Consider the following 15,614-nt stretch of genomic DNA (forward strand, 5'->3'; position numbering starts at 1 on the left):
CGCGCCCTGAAAGACCAAGCATGTACCGTTACGATGAGTTCGACCACGATTTTGTCCAGGCCCGCGTTGCCGAGTTCAGCGACCAGGTGCAGCGTCGTCTTGCCGGCGAGATCACCGAGGACCAGTTCCGGCCATTGAGGCTGATGAACGGCGTCTATCTTCAACTGCATGCTTACATGCTGCGCATCGCGGTGCCGTACGGCACGCTGAACGGCAAGCAGTTGCGCATGCTTGGCCACATCGCCCGCAAATACGACAAGGGCTACGGCCATTTCACCACGCGCCAGAACATCCAGTTCAACTGGCCGGCGCTGTCTGACATTCCGGCGATCCTGGCGGATCTCGCGAGCGTTGAGATGCATGCCATCCAGACCAGCGGCAATTGCATCCGCAACGTCACCGCAGACCACTTCGCCGGCGCTGCCGCCGACGAAGTCGCCGATCCGCGTCCCTACGCGGAAATCCTGCGCCAGTGGTCGTCGGTGCATCCGGAATTCTCGTTCCTGCCGCGCAAGTTCAAGATCGCGGTGACGGGCGCCGAGCGCGACCGCGCCGCCATTCAGACCCACGACATCGGCCTGCACCTGAAGAAGAACGCCGCCGGCGAACTCGGTTTTGCCGTCTATATCGGCGGCGGCCAGGGCCGCACGCCGATGGTTGCCCGGAAAATCCGCGACTTCCTGCCGGAAGCCGATCTTTTGTCTTACTGCACGGCGATCCTGCGCGTTTACAACCTCTATGGCCGCCGGGACAACAAGTACAAGGCGCGCATCAAGATCCTCGTCCATGAGACCGGCGTCGAGGAGATCACCCGTCAGGTCGAGGCCGAGTGGCTGGAGTTGAAGGACGCCGAGCTGAAGCTGCCGGAAGCCGACATCCGCGCGATCGAGGCCTATTTCGCGCCACCGGTGCTCGCTGGGCGGCCGGAAGGCGACCAGGCGGTCAAGCTGGCGCGGCTCGATTCCAAGGGGTTTTCGGAGTGGCTCGACCAGAACGTCGTGACGCACCGCCATCCCGACTATGCGGCGGTGACGATCTCGCTGAAGGGCATCGGCGAGGTGCCCGGCGACGCTTCGGACAGCCAGATGGAAGCGATCGCCGACATCGCCGAGAAATATGGCTTTGACGAGCTGCGTGTCAGCCATGAGCAGAACCTGATCCTGCCGCATGTGGCCCGCGCCGACCTCAAGGCGGTCTATGATGCGCTGGTCGGCATCGGTCTGGCGACAGCCAACTCCAACCTGATATCGGACATCATCGCTTGCCCGGGCCTCGATTATTGCGCGCTGGCCACGGCGCGCTCGATCCCGATCGCGCAGGAAATCTCGCAACGCTTCGCCTCGCTGGAACGGCAGCGCGAGATCGGCGAACTGAAGCTGAAGATCTCCGGCTGCATCAACGCCTGCGGTCATCACCATGTCGGCCACATCGGCATCCTCGGCGTCGAGAAGAAGGGCTCCGAACTCTATCAGGTGACGCTGGGCGGCTCGGCAGACGAGAACACCTCGGTCGGCGAGATCATCGGCCGCGGCTTCTCGTCGGAAGAGATCACCGACGCCATCGAACAGATCGTCGAGACCTATCTCGGCCTTCGGCTCGACCCACAAGAGAAATTCATCGACGCCTACCGCCGAGTCGGTCCCGCGCCGTTCAAGGAGGCGCTCTATGCTGGCGAAGCCAAGGCCGCTTGACCGTATTGGAGACGTCGATGACGGCATCGCCGCCAAAGCGGCGGGGCTCGATGCGCTCTACGGTCATCTGAAGCCGCTCGAGATCATCGAACGCTCGGCCCGCGAACTGTTCCTTGACGAGATCGCTGCGGTGTCGTCGTTCGGCGCGGATTCGGCTGTGCTGCTGCACATGATCGCCAAGATCGACCGGACACTGCCGGTCATCTTCCTCGACACCGGCAAGCATTTCGAGGAGACGCTCGGCTATCGCGACGCGCTCGCCGCCGATTTCGGGCTGACCAACATAAGGGTGATCAAACCCGAGGAAGCAGCACTCGAACGGATCGATCCGACGGGCAATCTGCATCAGAGCAACACCGACGCCTGCTGCGACGTGCGCAAGGTGGAGCCGCTGGCGCGCGGTGTCGCGCCATTTCGAGCCTGGCTCACCGGCCGCAAGCGTTTCCAGGCCGCGACGCGGGCAGCGCTGCCGGTGTTCGAGGCGGTCGGTCCACGCATCCGCATCAATCCGCTGGCGCATTGGACGACATCGGACCAGGCCGACTATATGCGCGCGCATGCGCTGCGCGAAAATCCACTGGTCGCCTATGGCTATCTGTCGATCGGCTGCTTCCCGTGCACGCAGCCGGTGCAGCCGGGCGAGGACGCGCGCAGCGGCCGCTGGGCCGGTCATGCCAAGACCGAGTGCGGCATTCACCTGTCGGGGCTGGAGAAGTCGCTGACCGACGCATCACTATAGGGTATGCTGAAATTCAGCCGGCCTGCAAACGGCGACCTTCGTCCGGAGACCGCCGGCTTTGCGTGGGATGGACTTTCAGCGGACCTGGATCTTGGGGCTTTAGGAATCTTTATGACTGGACCGACGACACCGGAGACCCGACTCTGGACCACTGCGGGTTTTCACGAGGATGAGTGGACGCATGCCGAAAGCGCCGATGCGCTGTCCGGCAACGGCCGCTTCATCCTGCCGTTGCAAGCCTTCCTCGATCTCGATCCGGAGGTACGCCGCTCGGCCAAGGAACGGCTCGGCGTCGTGCTGCAGCCGGGTGATCAGCTCGAGAAGATTGCCGACCTGCTCGACCAGCTGTCGCTGGTGGCATTGGCCTTCCCGGCCTTCAGCGACGGCCGCTCGTTCTCCAAGGGAGAACTGCTGCGCGGCCGCTACCATTTCGAAGGTGCCGTTCGCGCCACGGGCCAGGTGCTGGTGGACCAGCTGCCGCATATGCTGCGGCTGGGCTTCGACGAGTTCGAGATTTCCAATCCGGTGCTGTTGAAGCGCCTGGAGGAGGACCGTACCGGCGGATTGGGGCTCTACTACCAGCCAGCCGCCGTGCCGGAACCAAAAGGCCCGAAATACTCCTGGCGGCGCGTTCGCAGCAGCTGACGTTGCGGTAATTCCGCGCGTCTTTACATCAGTCGTGTTCAGGCCTTTTCTTGATCATCCGGATGGAAATCCGTGGACGATCGGGGAGGGGTCTTCATGCGTTACGACTATGTCATAGCCGGCGGTGGGTCCGCCGGCTGTGCGCTTGCCGCGCGGCTTTCGGAAGATCCATCGAAAACGGTCTGCCTGATCGAAGCTGGCGGCGAGGGCAGGGATATGCTGATCCGCGCTCCTGCTGGCATTATCAGCATGCTTTCCGGCCGGCCCAGAATCAACAACTGGGCCTTCGAGACCGTGCCGCAGCAAGGTCTTGGCGGCCGCAAGGGCTACCAGCCGCGCGGCAAGGCGCTGGGCGGCTCCAGCGCAATCAATGCAATGCTCTATGTCAGGGGCCATCGCAGCGACTATGACGAATGGGCAAATCTAGGCTGCGAGGGCTGGTCGTGGGATGAGGTGCTGCCCTATTTCCGGCGCGCCGAGGGCAATGAGCGCGGCACTGATGCGTTGCATGGCGGGGACGGCCCGCTGAAAGTGTCGAACCAGCGCTCGCCGAGGCCGATCGCCAAGGCCTTCATAGAGGCTTGTGGCGAAAACCAGATTCGCGCCTCGGACGATTTCAACGGACCGGAACAAGAGGGCGCCGGCTATTTCCAGGTGACCCAGTTTGCCGGTGGCGCCCGTAATGGCGAGCGCTGTTCGACTGCCGCCGCCTATCTCCATCCGGTGATGCAGCGGACCAATCTGACCGTGGTCACGCGGGCGCACGCCACAGGCATCGTCCTTGACGGCAAGCGCGCCACCGGCATCCGCTACCGGACACGCAAAGGCGAGACAGTGGCACAGGCGTCGCGCGAGGTGATCCTCTGTGGCGGTGCCTTCGGTTCGCCGCAGCTTCTGTTGCTATCGGGTATCGGCCCGGCGGCCGAACTTGCCGTGCATGGCATTCCCGTCGTCCACGAATTGCCGGGCGTCGGCAAGAACCTGCAGGATCACCTCGATTTCATCGTCGGCTGGAGATCGAAGGACACCGATATGCTTGGCATGAGCCCGCGCGGCGCGTTGGGTTTCCTCAGGCACATCGCGCAGTGGCGCCGGGATGGAACCGGGCTGATCGCCTCGCCGGCGGCCGAGAGCGGCGCTTTCGTCAAATCCGACCCGGCGCTTGAACGCCCTGACCTGCAGCTGCAATTCGTCATCGGCCTGGTCGAAAACCATGCGCGCACGCTGCACTACGGCTTCGGTTTTTCCTGTCATGTCTGCATATTGCGGCCGCACTCACGTGGCGAGGTTGGGCTGGCCAGCGCCGATCCATTTGCCGCGCCACGCATCGATCCGCGCTTTCTCGGCGACCAGCGCGATGCGGAACTGCTGCTGAAAGGCGTGAGGATCACCCGGCAGGTGCTGGCTTCGCCGGCGCTGACGCGCTACCGGCACAAGGAAATGCACATCGCCGGCGAGCCGAGCGATGCCGATCTGATGACCCATATCCGTACCCGCGCCGACACGGTCTATCACCCGGTCGGCTCCTGTCGGATGGGGGTCGACGAGATGGCGGTGGTCGATCCGCAACTCAAGGTGCGCGGGCTTGAAGCCTTGCGTGTCGTGGACGCCTCGGTGATGCCGACACTGATTGGTGGCAACACCAATGCCCCAACCATCATGATCGCCGAAAAGGCCGCCGACATGATCAGGGCTGCCTGATCGGAGCTCCAGGCCGCGGCGCCCATAGCGCGGCGGTCCTTTTGTTATGACGCAATTGCCCAGGGAAAACGTTACGCGCTTTCCCTGGGAAACCGTTCAAACTTCTCCTGGAATTGCTTAAGCCGCCGCCCGTGCCTCGCGGAACGACACCAGCTTGCGGCGGTTTTCGTCCCACAATGCCAATTTGACGCAGCGCAAGCTTTCGAGCAGCGTGACACGGCCGATGTCGCGCAACTCGGGATAATCCCGCAGCACTTCCTGCAACCGGTAGCACGGCACCTTGGCGGAGAGATGATGGACGTGATGGACACCGATGTTCCCGGTGAGCCAGTTCAGCACCGGCGGTAGATCGTAATAGGACGATCCGTGCAGGGCAGCGTGCTGGAATTCCCAGTCGGCATCCTTCGCCCATTCCGTTTCCTCGAACTGGTGCTGGACGTAGAACAGCCAGATGCCGGCCGAACCGGCGAGGATGACGATCGGCAGGTGGACCACCAGGAAAGCGCCTGGGCCGACGAACCAGATGAGGATGGCTGCCGCGACCGCGATGCCAAGATTGGTGGTCATCGACGACACCCAAGGGGTCAGGCCGCCGCGCATCATGCCGACGGGGAGCCTTTGCTCGAAGATGAACAGCCAGATCGGACCGAGCCCGAACATCACCAGCGGGTGGCGATAGAGACGGTAGGCGAGGCGGCCTCGCCACGACATCTGCCGGTATTCTGCAACGGTCAGCGTCCGGATGTCGCCCATGCCGCGTTCGTCAAGATTGCCGGCGCTGGCGTGGTGCGTCGCGTGGGCACGCCGCCAGCAATCGTAGGGCGTCAGCGTCAGGATGCCGAGCGCGCGGCCAATCCAGTCGTCGGCGTAGCGATTGGCGAAGAAGGAGCCGTGGCCGCAGTCGTGCTGGATCATGAAGATGCGCACCAGAAACCCGGCCGCGGGAAGGATGAGGACCAGTCCCCACCAATGGCCATAGGCATAGGCCGCCGAGGACAGTCCCCAGAGTATGGCGAATGGAATGAGGGTGATGGCGAGTTCGACGGCGCTGCGCCGCCTGTCGGGCTTCTTGTAGCGGGCGAGAATCTTCAGCCAGGCGCGCTTGCTGTTGGCCACCGCCTCAGGGGAAATCATGTTCATCAGGAAGCATAGGCGCGGTGCCTCGCCGCCGCAAGGCAACATCACGCAAAATTACTGTGCGTAATTGTCGCGTGGCTTGGCGGTCGAGCCAGCCAACCGCCAGCTCAACCTGCTGATGACGTCGACCGCTATTCGCGATCGAGGATAGGACAGCCGCGCTCGGTGCCAAAAGTCACGCGCACGCGGTCGCCACCCTGTCTGCCGCGGACCGTGATCTCCCGGCGGCCGATGGACTCAATTCTTGCGCGGCGGATGCCCATTCGCTCTGCCTTGTCGAGAGCCCGGTCTTCCGTGCAGCCTCGTTGACGCCGGTCGCGCCGATCGTCGCGACGGGGACCTTCGCAATCGTCGTAGGCGGGGTCGCAATCTTCCATGAGCTTCAGCCGCGGGCCATGTTTGCCCAATTGCAGCTGCAGATTGTCTGCTTGTGCCGGAAAGGCCGCCAAAGTTATGGCGCCGAGGCCGACAAGCGCCATCAGCGATGAGGTAATCGAAACCTTGCGCATTACGTCCTCCATTTGAACCAACCCATCTATCCTTAGATGGTTCGGCTCTCCCCGGCTATTGCCGATAGGAGGTTTGCTGCCAAGATCGATTGTTGCGTTACGGCCGGCGCCAGCCGATGTCACCGCGCTCCGCCCCATCGAGGCGGTCGAGCAGTTCTCTGAGCCGGTCGGGGATGTCGGCTTCGGTGCGGAAGGCCGGCAAGGTGCGCAGAAAGCGGGTCACCGCCTCGGCGCCGAACTGGCGCCTGATCTCGATGGCCAGCCCCTCTGCCTTTTCGCCCATGTTGCGGGTCATCATCTCAAAATCCTGTCTCGGCTTCGAAACTCCTGCAGCAAGAGAATGGTTCCCCCATCATGCCTGTGTGGCAAGCAAAGCCGGCGGTTAAGGTAAAATTTGAATTAAAGTCGAAATGTCTTGCCTGTCATTGTCCCGCCTTGGCCGGCGGCTTCCATAGTCGCTTACCCCTTGATTTTTGGCCGCCAAACATCGATATCGGGCACAAAATCCACATCATTCGAGATTGACGGGAAACGGCGATGAGCGACCAGGCAAAAGACGAACGCGCGCCCGATGAAGTCGAGGCGACCGAGCCCACAGTCGAGCGCACGGAAGGCAGCACCGACGGTGATTATGAAGCCCTTGTGCGGCTGCTGAAGGAAAATGAAGAGCTGAAGGACCGCGCGCTGCGCGTGGCGGCCGAGATGGAAAACCTGCGTCGCCGCACGGCGCGCGATGTGCACGATGCGCGCACCTACGCGGTCGCGAATTTCGCCCGCGACATGTTGTCGGTGTCGGACAATCTGCGCCGCGCGCTGGATGCGATTCCCGCCGAGGCCAAGGCATCGGGTGACGCCGGCTTCAAGGCGCTGATCGAAGGCGTCGACCTCACCGAGCGCGCCATGCTGTCGGCGCTGGAACGGCATGGGGTCAAGAAGCTCGCGCCTGAAGGCGAGAAGTTCGATCCCAATTTCCACCAGGCGATGTTCGAAGTGCCCAATCCGGATGTCCCGGCCAACACCGTGGTCCAGGTCGTGCAGCCGGGCTATTCGATCGGCGACCGCGTGCTGCGCCCGGCCATGGTGGGCGTCGCCAAGGGCGGGCCAAAGTTCGCCGCCGCTGAAGCACCGGTTGAGCCGGGGCCGGTGAACGAACAGGCCGAGAAAGATGCGTGAGGCAGGGAATAGGCAGTAGGCAGTAGGCAGTAGGCAGTAGGAAACTAGGGCAGTCGTATCATCGCGCGGCTTCGTGCTATTCATACTGCCTAATCCCTAATCCCTAAATCCCTAATCCCTACTGCCTTGGCCTCATGAACCCTATCGCGCTTCTTGACTATGCCGGTGTCGCCGTCTTCGCGGCGACCGGGGCGCTGGCGGCTTCGCGTAAGCAGCTCGACATTATCGGCTTCCTGTTCCTGGCCAGCGTCACCGGGATAGGCGGTGGCACGCTTCGCGACGTTATCCTCAACCTGCCGGTTTTCTGGGTCGCCAACTCCGGCTATGTGCTGGTCTGCGCCGCGGTTGCGGTGCTGGTCTTCTTCAGCGCGCATCGTGTCGAATCGCGCTGGAAATGGCTGCTCTGGCTCGACGCCGTCGGGCTCGCCGCTTTTTCGGTGATGGGCGCGGCCAAGGGGCTTGCGATTACCGGTTCGCCGGTCGTCTCCGTCATCACCGGCGTGCTCACCGCCACTTTCGGCGGCATTCTGCGTGATCTCCTTGCCGGCGAGCCATCGGTGCTGCTCAGGCCCGAAATCTACGTTACGGCGGCCCTTGCGGGTGCCGGCCTTTACACGCTTGGCGAACTTGCCGGACTGCCGCCGCTCGCCTCGGACCTCGCCGGTTTTGCGGCGGCGTTCCTCGTGCGCGGTGGTGCGCTCAAATTCGGCTGGTCGTTTCCGTCCTACAAGAGCCGACCCGGCAGGCGGCCGGAAGATATTCCGTGAAGAGAGGAATAGGGAATGGGGAATAGGGAATAGGGAATAGGGAATAGGGAATAGGGAATAGGGAATAGGGAATAGGGAATAATCAGTAGTCACAGGAGCTTAATCGTGGCGTCATCACTACTGCCTACTGCCTACTGCCTACTCAATCTCACGCCGCGAAGCGCTGGGCTTCGCCGCCATAATAGTTGACGTAGCGTGCGCCGATCTCCTTGACCGGCATCACGACGAACACATCGACCGTCGAGAATTCGCGATCGATGACGCAACCATCGCCGATGCGGGCACCGACGCGCAGATAGCCCTTGACCAAAGGCGGCATCGCGGCGATCGCCGCCTTGGCATTGACGGCCTCGATCGGCATCAGATCCATCGAGCAATAGCGCCCGGACACCGCGCGCACGTCCCAGGCCGAGTTCGTCCGGCAGTGGTGGGCTAGGTAGGTGAGCGCCTCGGCATGCGCCGCCGGCACGGTGCCGTGAAAGGACGCGCAGCCGGTCATCACACCGATTTCGTAATGATTGATGTAAGCCCAGATGCCTTGCCACAACGCCTCGATGGTGCGCTTCGAGCGGTATTCCGGCAACACGCAGGAGCGGCCGAGTTCAAGGAAACGCTGACCGGGGTGGCGGGCGATGAGCTTGGTCAGCTCGAATTCACCTTCGGAATAGAAGCCACCGGCCGTGGCCGCGATTTCTTGCCGCAGCAGCCGATATGTGCCGACGATGCGGCGATGTTCGGGACCGGAAAGCGTGGTGTCCAAAACCAGCAGATGGTCGCAGAGCGGATCGAACCGATCGGCGTCCCGGCGGTCATGGGCCTGGAACAGGTCCTTCCTGGCGCCAAGTTCGTCGTAGAACACCCGGTAGCGCACTTCCTGCGCGGCCGCGATCTCGGCCTCGTTGCGAGCGAGCCGCACTTCAAGATTGCCTATACGGCCCAGCGCAGCGCCCTTTATGACGGAATCGACGTTACGTCCGGCAAGCAAGGCGCTGCTGGCGTTCGGCCGAGTGTCACATTCCGGCATAACTGTATGCACGAGTGATTCTCCTTCGAGCCATCCCTCTTGGCACGGGGATACGGTGTAGGTGCAACAGGATTGTGACAGTACCGTGATACGACGTCATGGGCAATACTTCGTCGGCTGGCGAATACGATCAACCGGCTACGTTTAAGTGATCGCCCGTGCCGAATGACGGTGGAAAGCTCAGGCCGCGACGACCTGCCCCTCGACAGCATTGACCAGCGCCTCGGGGTCGAGCGGCTTGGTGACAAAGCCGCTGGCGCCATGGGCCAACACCGCATGACGGGTCTTTTCCTGGCTGTCGGCCGACAGCACCATGATCGGCACCGGCCGCACTGCACTTTCTTCCTCATGGCGGCGGATGGCGGCAATCGCGTCCAGCCCGTCCATGACCGGCATGTGCAGATCCATCAAGACCACGTCGAAGCGGTCCTTGTGCGCGGCGCCGGTGACAGCCTCGACGGCGGCCTTGCCGTTGCCGACCACCTTGACGCGATGCCCGGCCTTCAGCAGCGTGGCGCGGGCCAGCATGGCGTTGATGTCATTGTCCTCGGCGATCAGCACCGACAGGCCGCGCTGGCGGTTGCCGACGGCGCGCAGCGTCGGCGCGCCGCGCCTTTCCGGCTGCGGCGGGCCGAGGCTCGGAGCATGGCTGCTCAACAGCACACGCAGAAGTGTTCCGCCACGCACCGGTCTGGCCAGGAAGGTTGCGTAGCCGCTGGCTCGGAACTCGCCAAGCATGCCGCGATCGGTCGGCGCGATCAGCGTGATCGCCTCACAGTCGGAGAAACCGCTTTGGCGCAGGCGCTTGAGCAGCCTTCCGTCGCCTTCTTCCATCGCTGCATCGACCAGGATCGCATCGCAGCCGGCGGCGAAAGGCGCGGCCTGTGCGGCAGTGGTGGCGATGTCGACCGCGCCGCCATTGGCGCGGATGGTGCGGGCGATGGCGTCGGCCTCGACGGCGTTCTTCGACAGGATCACCGCGCGTCTGCCCGAGAGAGCATTCTGGTGGCCCTGCGGCGCTTCGGTGGCCGCTATCGCAGGGATTTCGAAGACGAACTCGGATCCCTGGCCGAGCCGGCTGGATACCGAGATCGTGCCGCCCATGGCGGCCACCAGGCGTCTGGAGATGGCAAGGCCGAGGCCGGCCCCGCCATGTGTGCGTGTCGACGTGCCGTCGGCCTGCTCGAACTCCTCGAAAATGCGCTCCAGGTCGGCATCACGCAGGCCCGGACCGGTATCGGCGATGGTGAAGCATATGCGGTCGCTGGTTTCGGTGCGTGCGCATGCTATGCTCACCAGCACGCCGCCGCTGTCGGTGAACTTGATGGCGTTGCCGATGAGGTTGAGAAGCACCTGCCTCACCTTGCCCGGATCGGCGGTGATCAATTGCGGCACGTCGGGTTCGACATGGCAACCCAGCCCGATATCCTTGGCGAAAGCCCGCGCTGCCAGCAATTCGATGATGTTGTCGGCGATCTCGCGCACCGACATCGGCTGCGGCTCGGGGTCGAAACGCCCGGCTTCGATCTTGGAATAGTCGAGAAGATCCTCGATCAGGGCAAGCAATGCGCTGGCCGAGGTCGAGACCGCGCCGACATAGGTTTGCTGCTCCGGCGACAGGCTGGTGTCGGCGAGCAACCTGGCCATCCCCATGATGCCGTTCATCGGGGTGCGGATTTCATGGCTGACGGTGGCGAGGAAGCGCGATTTGGCCTGGCTGGCATATTCGGCCCGTTCGCGTGCGGTGATCAGCGAGGATTCGGCGCGTTTGCGGGCGGTGATGTCGCGGGCGATGGCGCGGTGCGAAACCGCGCCGCTGTCCTTGTCGCGCACCGACAGTTCGATCCAGGAGAACCAGCGCTGCCCGCTCGGCGTGCTGATAGAGACATCGGTGGAACTCAGGCACTCATGGTCGGAAAAGGCGGCATCGGGAACCATGCCGACCTCGATGCCCAGTTCTGCCAGGGTCTTGCCGGCAAGGTCGCGCTGGTCGATCTCGACGAGATCGGCGAAGACCTTGTTGGCATAGACGATGTAGCCATCGCGGTCGCGATGGATGACGAGATCGCCAAGCGCGTCGATCAGGCCGCGAAAGCGCTCATCGCTCTCCTGCATCTCCCACATGCGGTCGGCCAGCGTCTCGATCTCGGCGCGGCTGCGGGCAGTGGTTTCGTCAAGAAGGGCAGAGGTGCGATGTTCGCTCCGCCTGGCGCGCAGATGCAGGGCAAGACCGGCAAGACCGGTTGCCAGCAATGCGACGCTAATGAAGATTGGTGCCCCGGTCAGATGCGCCAGCCCGGCCACCACCACGATGGCGACGAATGTCAGAAAGGGCAGGCTTTCGCGCCTGGAGAATTCCGGCTCGGGCACCAGCGGCGGGAGCACCGCATCGACGTCGTCGCCAGTGTCCGCCTGTTGGCTGCCGGATTCCGCGATCATGCGAAATCCTTGCCAGACAGAGATTATGGAAAATTGCGGCGGATCGTTCGAATTTTAGCGGATGAGCGCTTTTTGCCGAGGCGCGGCGGGTTTGCCGCAGATCTGGCGATTCCATCCCTTCCGGCAGTTGGGCGGAGTCACATATCCACGACGACGCGGCCGCGGATCTTGCCGTCGACGATGTCGCGCGCGGCATCGACGATGCCGTCGAACCCGATGGTGCTGGACAGGCTGGCGAGCTTCTGAAGATCGAGGTCGGTGCCGATGCGGCGCCATGCCTCGAGGCGGACTGCTTTCGGCGCCATCACTGAATCGATGCCGAGCAATGAGACGCCGCGCAGGATGAAGGGCGCGACGCTGGTCGGCAGGTCCATGCCGCCGGCCAGGCCGCAGGCGGCGACCGCGCCGCCATAGGAGGTCATCGAGAGCACATTGGCCAGCGTGTGGCTGCCAACTGCGTCGATGCCGCCGGCCCAGCGCTCCTTGGCCAGCGGCTTGGCCGGCTGGGCAAGCTCGTCGCGCGATATCACTTCGGCGGCGCCAAGGTCGATCAGATAGGGGCTTTCGGCATTGCGGCCGGTGGAAGCAATGACATGGTAGCCGAGGCTGGACAGGATCGAGACCGCGACCGAGCCGACACCGCCGGCCGCCCCCGTCACCACCACCGGGCCGCGATCGGGCAGGATGCCGTGCCGCTCCAGGGCCATGACGCAGAGCATGGCGGTATAGCCTGCGGTGCCGACGGCCATCGCGTCATGCGGGCTGATGCCCTGCGGCAGCGGCACCAGCCAGTCGCCTTTGACACGGGCGCGGCCAGCATAGGCGCCGAAATGGGTTTCGCCGACGCCCCAGCCGTTCAGGATGGCTTTGTCACCGGCGCGCCAGTCGGGATGGGAAGACGAGATGACGGTGCCGGCGAAATCGATGCCCGGCACCAGCGGCCAGCGGCGGATCACCGGCGCCTTGCCTGTGATCGCCAGGCCATCCTTGTAGTTCACCGTCGTTGCCTCGACCGCGATGGTGACATCGCCTTCCATCAGGTCGGCGTCGGTGAGATCGGTCACGGTTACCGACTGCTTTTTCTCGGCGTCACGCGAAACGAGGATGGCTTTGAAGGTTTCGGACATGTCTTTCTCCGCGATCGTGTTTGGCGACATGAACTGTGCGGCGATGGCGGCACGGGGTCAATCCTTCGAAGACTTGGCCTTCGAAGACTTGGCCTTGGAAGGCATGGCTTTGGAAGGCTTGGCGTTGGACGGCCCGGGCTCGCGCCGCCAGCCGAACAGCTCGTCGAAGACGACCAGTGCCGCGCCCACCGAGATGAAGGCGTCGGCAAGGTTGAAGACGGCGAACGACCAGACCGTCGTGTGGAACAGGATGTAGTCGATGACGTGGCCGTAGACGGCGCGGTCGATCAGGTTGCCGAGCGCGCCGCCGACGATCAGCGCAAAGCCGGTGCGGGCAAGGATCTGGGACGGCGCGATCCGCGTCGCCAGGAACAGCACGAAGGCAACGACGGCGAGCGAAATGACGATCAGCCCGGTGTCGCCGAAGGATGAGAACATCGAGAAGGCGATGCCGGTATTGTAGGTGCGAAACAGCGCCAGGAAGGGCAACAGATCAACCTTTTCCTGAAAAGGCAGACCGGCCTCGACCAGGTACTTTATCCACTGGTCGAGCGCGATGGCCGCGACGACGAGCAGTGCGTAGGGAGTCCATGATCTCACGGGCAGGCAACCTTCATTGCTGGTCCAGGATTGGCTCGAGCTTCAGCGCGCCGCGCCGGATCTCGAACAGCATGATGCCGGTGGCGACGGCCAGATTGAGCGAATCGGCACGGCCCGCTTGCGGAATCCTGAGCAGCCTGTCGCAGCTCGCAGCCAGGCTTTCGGGCAGCCCCTGCTGCTCGTTGCCCATCATCAGCAGCACGGGCCCGCGGGAAAAATCGACCGAGCGGTAGTCGACGGCGCCTTTCAGGTGGGTTCCGGCGACGAGGCCTGAGAAGCCGCCTCGCCAGGCAAGGAAAGCCTCGGTCGTCGCCTTGGCTACCGGCACGGCAAAGATCGAACCCATGGTGGCGCGCACCGTTTCCACGGAGAATGGATCAGTGGTATCGCCGACCAGGATGACGCCTTTGGCGCCGACGGCATCGACGGTGCGGATGACGGTGCCGAGATTGCCGGGATCGCGTACCCGATCGAGCGCCACCCAGACGTCGCCATTGTCGGCGCGCACATCCTTCAAGGCGAGGAATTTCTGCGAAAAGACGCCCACCACCATTTGCGGATTGTCGCGGCGGGTGATGGCGACCAGCACCTTTTCCGACACTTCTAGCACCATGCCGCCTGCGGCAACCGTGCGTGCGGCCACCTTCTCCACCGCCGCATTGCCGCGCCCTGCCTTGGCGAAAACTAACGTCCTGATCTGCCAGCCGAGATCGAGCGCATCGATAACCAGCTTCAACCCTTCGGCCATGAAGGCGTTCTGCTGGTCGCGGAATTTCTTCTGCGCGAGCGCCTTGATGTCCTTGACCAGCGGATTGGCGAGGCTGGTGACCTCCTTCACCTGGCCAGGTGCGCCTGCATGCCGCTCGTTCATTCAGCCACCCAACGCGAAAACAGTGAGGTCGAGAGCGCCCGGCCGGCGGACTTTTCACGGATGATCAGCTCACCCGATTCCATCTTGCCGCCCATGCCGGCAAACGTATCGCGCATCAAGGCGTGGATGGCGAAGAAGGAGGCGCGGATGGAATAGGCGGTCAGCACCACGGCAAGCGGCTTCGGCGTCAGGATCGCCCGGCAAAGTTCGGTCAAATCAGGCAGGTCCTCGAACAATTGCCAGACCTCGCCCTTGGGGCCACGGCCATAGGCCGGCGGGTCGAACAGGATGATGTCGTAGCGGCTGCCGCGACGCTCCTCGCGCTCGGCGAATTTGACCGCGTCGTCGACGATCCAGCGGATCGGCTTGCTGCCGAGGCCGGCCATCTCCTGGTTTTCACGGGCCCAGCCAATTGCCTTCTTCGAGGCATCGACATGGGTGACCTCGGCCCCGGCGCGAGCCGCCACCAATGAGGCGAGACCGGTATAGCCGAACAGGTTCAGCACCTTGACCGGCCGCTTCGCCGCCGCGATCAGCCCGGCCATGTGATCCCAATGGGAGGCCTGCTCGGGAAAGACGCCGACATGACGAAACGAGGTGAAACGGCCGAGATAGTCGATGCCGTCATGCTTCATCGGCCAGGTCTCGCCGAGTGGCAGCTTGGGAAAACGCCAGCGGCCGATACCCTCCTCGTCGGTGTCGCCGGTGAAGACGGCGTCGGCGCGCTCCCATTCCTTTGCCGGCAAGGCCTTTTGCCAGATCGCCTGGCCCTCGGGCCGTACGATACGGTAGGGGCCATATTGTTCGAGCTTTTGGCCGGTGCCGCTGTCGAGGAGCGCATAATCGGCATTGGGCGCCACTTCCAGGATCACGGGAAGATGTTCGGCGGGCAGAGCGCCTTCGCGGCGGGCCAGGATGCGCGGCGCCGAGTTCGGTTCGGAACGACTTTCCGTCTTCGCCTCATGGCGCTCGCGCGGTGGCGCTTCCGGTCTGGCGGGAGCCTGGCCGGGACGCGGACGCGACACGTCCGCCGCACCCTTCGCGGATGGATGTGGACGGTTGTCGCGGCGTTTGTCGCGAAAAGACTTCAAGCGGGGGCAACTCCGAACGGGGTGGCCGCTTTTGACATAGGGCAACCGGCTTCGCAACCAAGTCCGACAGGTCGGCCTCTCCGGTTCAGGTTGGCCGCGA

At 63.6% G+C, this 15,614-nt stretch carries 15 protein-coding genes; 6 read left to right on the forward strand and 9 right to left on the reverse strand.

Annotation, left to right across the window (positions count from 1 at the left end; all coding sequences use genetic code 11):
• Nucleotides 1-20 precede the first annotated feature (20 nt).
• The 4 genes from NKH97_RS09300 (at nucleotide 21) to NKH97_RS09315 (ending at nucleotide 4,776) form a co-directional block, all read left to right on the forward strand.
• Nucleotides 21-1,691: a nitrite/sulfite reductase gene (locus NKH97_RS09300; RefSeq protein ID WP_023812517.1), complete on the forward strand. Its 1,671-nt coding sequence runs from the start codon at nucleotides 21-23 to the stop codon at nucleotides 1,689-1,691.
• Nucleotides 1,666-2,430, forward strand: a complete 765-nt coding sequence (locus NKH97_RS09305) for a phosphoadenylyl-sulfate reductase (protein WP_023812518.1) — start codon at nucleotides 1,666-1,668, stop codon at nucleotides 2,428-2,430. The genes NKH97_RS09300 and NKH97_RS09305 overlap by 26 nt, the downstream gene beginning before the upstream one ends.
• A 111-nt stretch (nucleotides 2,431-2,541) precedes the next feature.
• Nucleotides 2,542-3,075 (forward strand): DUF934 domain-containing protein, encoded by a 534-nt coding sequence (locus NKH97_RS09310; protein ID WP_023812519.1) that lies wholly within the window; start codon nucleotides 2,542-2,544, stop codon nucleotides 3,073-3,075.
• 96 nt (nucleotides 3,076-3,171) lie between these two features.
• Nucleotides 3,172-4,776 (forward strand): GMC family oxidoreductase, encoded by a 1,605-nt coding sequence (locus NKH97_RS09315; RefSeq protein WP_023812520.1) that lies wholly within the window; start codon nucleotides 3,172-3,174, stop codon nucleotides 4,774-4,776.
• Between the two features lie 117 nt (nucleotides 4,777-4,893).
• On the opposite strand, the gene NKH97_RS09320 is transcribed toward NKH97_RS09315, so the two are convergent.
• The 3 genes from NKH97_RS09320 to NKH97_RS09330 all read right to left on the reverse strand — a co-directional run bounded on the left by NKH97_RS09320 (nucleotide 4,894) and on the right by NKH97_RS09330 (nucleotide 6,720).
• Entirely contained in the window at nucleotides 4,894-5,916 is a 1,023-nt protein-coding gene (locus tag NKH97_RS09320) for a fatty acid desaturase (RefSeq protein ID WP_023812521.1), read from the reverse strand.
• Between the two features lie 128 nt (nucleotides 5,917-6,044).
• Nucleotides 6,045-6,422, reverse strand: coding sequence for a hypothetical protein (locus NKH97_RS09325; RefSeq protein WP_023812522.1), 378 nt, complete (start codon nucleotides 6,420-6,422; stop codon nucleotides 6,045-6,047).
• Between the two features lie 97 nt (nucleotides 6,423-6,519).
• Nucleotides 6,520-6,720, reverse strand: a complete 201-nt coding sequence (locus tag NKH97_RS09330; protein WP_023812523.1) for a hypothetical protein — start codon at nucleotides 6,718-6,720, stop codon at nucleotides 6,520-6,522.
• Between the two features lie 239 nt (nucleotides 6,721-6,959).
• Here NKH97_RS09330 and grpE point away from each other — a divergent pair, with 239 nt between their 5' ends.
• Both grpE and NKH97_RS09340 read left to right on the forward strand, forming a co-directional pair.
• Nucleotides 6,960-7,595: a nucleotide exchange factor GrpE gene (gene grpE, locus NKH97_RS09335; protein ID WP_352610173.1), complete on the forward strand. Its 636-nt coding sequence runs from the start codon at nucleotides 6,960-6,962 to the stop codon at nucleotides 7,593-7,595.
• Between the two features lie 134 nt (nucleotides 7,596-7,729).
• Complete coding sequence (locus NKH97_RS09340) at nucleotides 7,730-8,362, forward strand: trimeric intracellular cation channel family protein (protein WP_352440853.1); 633 nt, start codon at nucleotides 7,730-7,732, stop codon at nucleotides 8,360-8,362.
• A 148-nt stretch (nucleotides 8,363-8,510) separates the two neighbouring features.
• On the opposite strand, the gene olsB is transcribed toward NKH97_RS09340, so the two are convergent.
• The 6 genes from olsB to NKH97_RS09370 all read right to left on the reverse strand — a co-directional run bounded on the left by olsB (nucleotide 8,511) and on the right by NKH97_RS09370 (nucleotide 15,514).
• The gene (gene olsB, locus NKH97_RS09345) at nucleotides 8,511-9,386 is read right to left on the reverse strand and encodes a l-ornithine N(alpha)-acyltransferase (protein WP_023812526.1); all 876 of its coding nucleotides are present in this window, start codon (nucleotides 9,384-9,386) and stop codon (nucleotides 8,511-8,513) included.
• 180 nt (nucleotides 9,387-9,566) lie between these two features.
• Complete coding sequence (locus NKH97_RS09350) at nucleotides 9,567-11,825, reverse strand: response regulator (RefSeq protein ID WP_352610179.1); 2,259 nt, start codon at nucleotides 11,823-11,825, stop codon at nucleotides 9,567-9,569.
• A gap of 137 nt (nucleotides 11,826-11,962) precedes the next feature.
• Nucleotides 11,963-12,952, reverse strand: a complete 990-nt coding sequence (gene acuI, locus NKH97_RS09355; RefSeq protein ID WP_128303215.1) for an acrylyl-CoA reductase (NADPH) — start codon at nucleotides 12,950-12,952, stop codon at nucleotides 11,963-11,965.
• Between the two features lie 57 nt (nucleotides 12,953-13,009).
• Entirely contained in the window at nucleotides 13,010-13,552 is a 543-nt protein-coding gene (lspA, locus tag NKH97_RS09360) for a signal peptidase II (RefSeq protein WP_352610182.1), read from the reverse strand.
• Nucleotides 13,553-13,565: 13 nt separating this feature from the next.
• The gene (locus tag NKH97_RS09365) at nucleotides 13,566-14,423 is read right to left on the reverse strand and encodes a TrmH family RNA methyltransferase (RefSeq protein WP_013529576.1); all 858 of its coding nucleotides are present in this window, start codon (nucleotides 14,421-14,423) and stop codon (nucleotides 13,566-13,568) included.
• Entirely contained in the window at nucleotides 14,420-15,514 is a 1,095-nt protein-coding gene (locus NKH97_RS09370) for an RsmD family RNA methyltransferase (protein WP_352440855.1), read from the reverse strand. The genes NKH97_RS09365 and NKH97_RS09370 overlap by 4 nt, the downstream gene beginning before the upstream one ends.
• Between the last annotated feature and the right edge of the window lie 100 nt (nucleotides 15,515-15,614).

Origin of the sequence: Mesorhizobium sp. M0870, assembly GCF_040319775.1 — a bacterium.
In the GTDB taxonomy this organism is placed as follows: Bacteria; Pseudomonadota; Alphaproteobacteria; order Rhizobiales; family Rhizobiaceae; genus Mesorhizobium.

Coding starts and splice junctions, on each gene's coding strand:
- NKH97_RS09365 (WP_013529576.1), bottom strand. CDS start 14,423: ATGAACGAGCGGCATGCAGGCGCACCTGGCCAGGTGAAGGAGGTCACC.
- NKH97_RS09340 (WP_352440853.1), top strand. CDS start 7,730: ATGAACCCTATCGCGCTTCTTGACTATGCCGGTGTCGCCGTCTTCGCG.
- NKH97_RS09330 (WP_023812523.1), bottom strand. CDS start 6,720: ATGATGACCCGCAACATGGGCGAAAAGGCAGAGGGGCTGGCCATCGAG.
- acuI (WP_128303215.1), bottom strand. CDS start 12,952: ATGTCCGAAACCTTCAAAGCCATCCTCGTTTCGCGTGACGCCGAGAAA.
- NKH97_RS09310 (WP_023812519.1), top strand. CDS start 2,542: ATGACTGGACCGACGACACCGGAGACCCGACTCTGGACCACTGCGGGT.
- NKH97_RS09320 (WP_023812521.1), bottom strand. CDS start 5,916: ATGAACATGATTTCCCCTGAGGCGGTGGCCAACAGCAAGCGCGCCTGG.
- NKH97_RS09350 (WP_352610179.1), bottom strand. CDS start 11,825: ATGATCGCGGAATCCGGCAGCCAACAGGCGGACACTGGCGACGACGTC.
- NKH97_RS09300 (WP_023812517.1), top strand. CDS start 21: ATGTACCGTTACGATGAGTTCGACCACGATTTTGTCCAGGCCCGCGTT.
- NKH97_RS09305 (WP_023812518.1), top strand. CDS start 1,666: ATGCTGGCGAAGCCAAGGCCGCTTGACCGTATTGGAGACGTCGATGAC.
- NKH97_RS09315 (WP_023812520.1), top strand. CDS start 3,172: ATGCGTTACGACTATGTCATAGCCGGCGGTGGGTCCGCCGGCTGTGCG.
- olsB (WP_023812526.1), bottom strand. CDS start 9,386: ATGCCGGAATGTGACACTCGGCCGAACGCCAGCAGCGCCTTGCTTGCC.
- grpE (WP_352610173.1), top strand. CDS start 6,960: ATGAGCGACCAGGCAAAAGACGAACGCGCGCCCGATGAAGTCGAGGCG.
- NKH97_RS09325 (WP_023812522.1), bottom strand. CDS start 6,422: ATGCGCAAGGTTTCGATTACCTCATCGCTGATGGCGCTTGTCGGCCTC.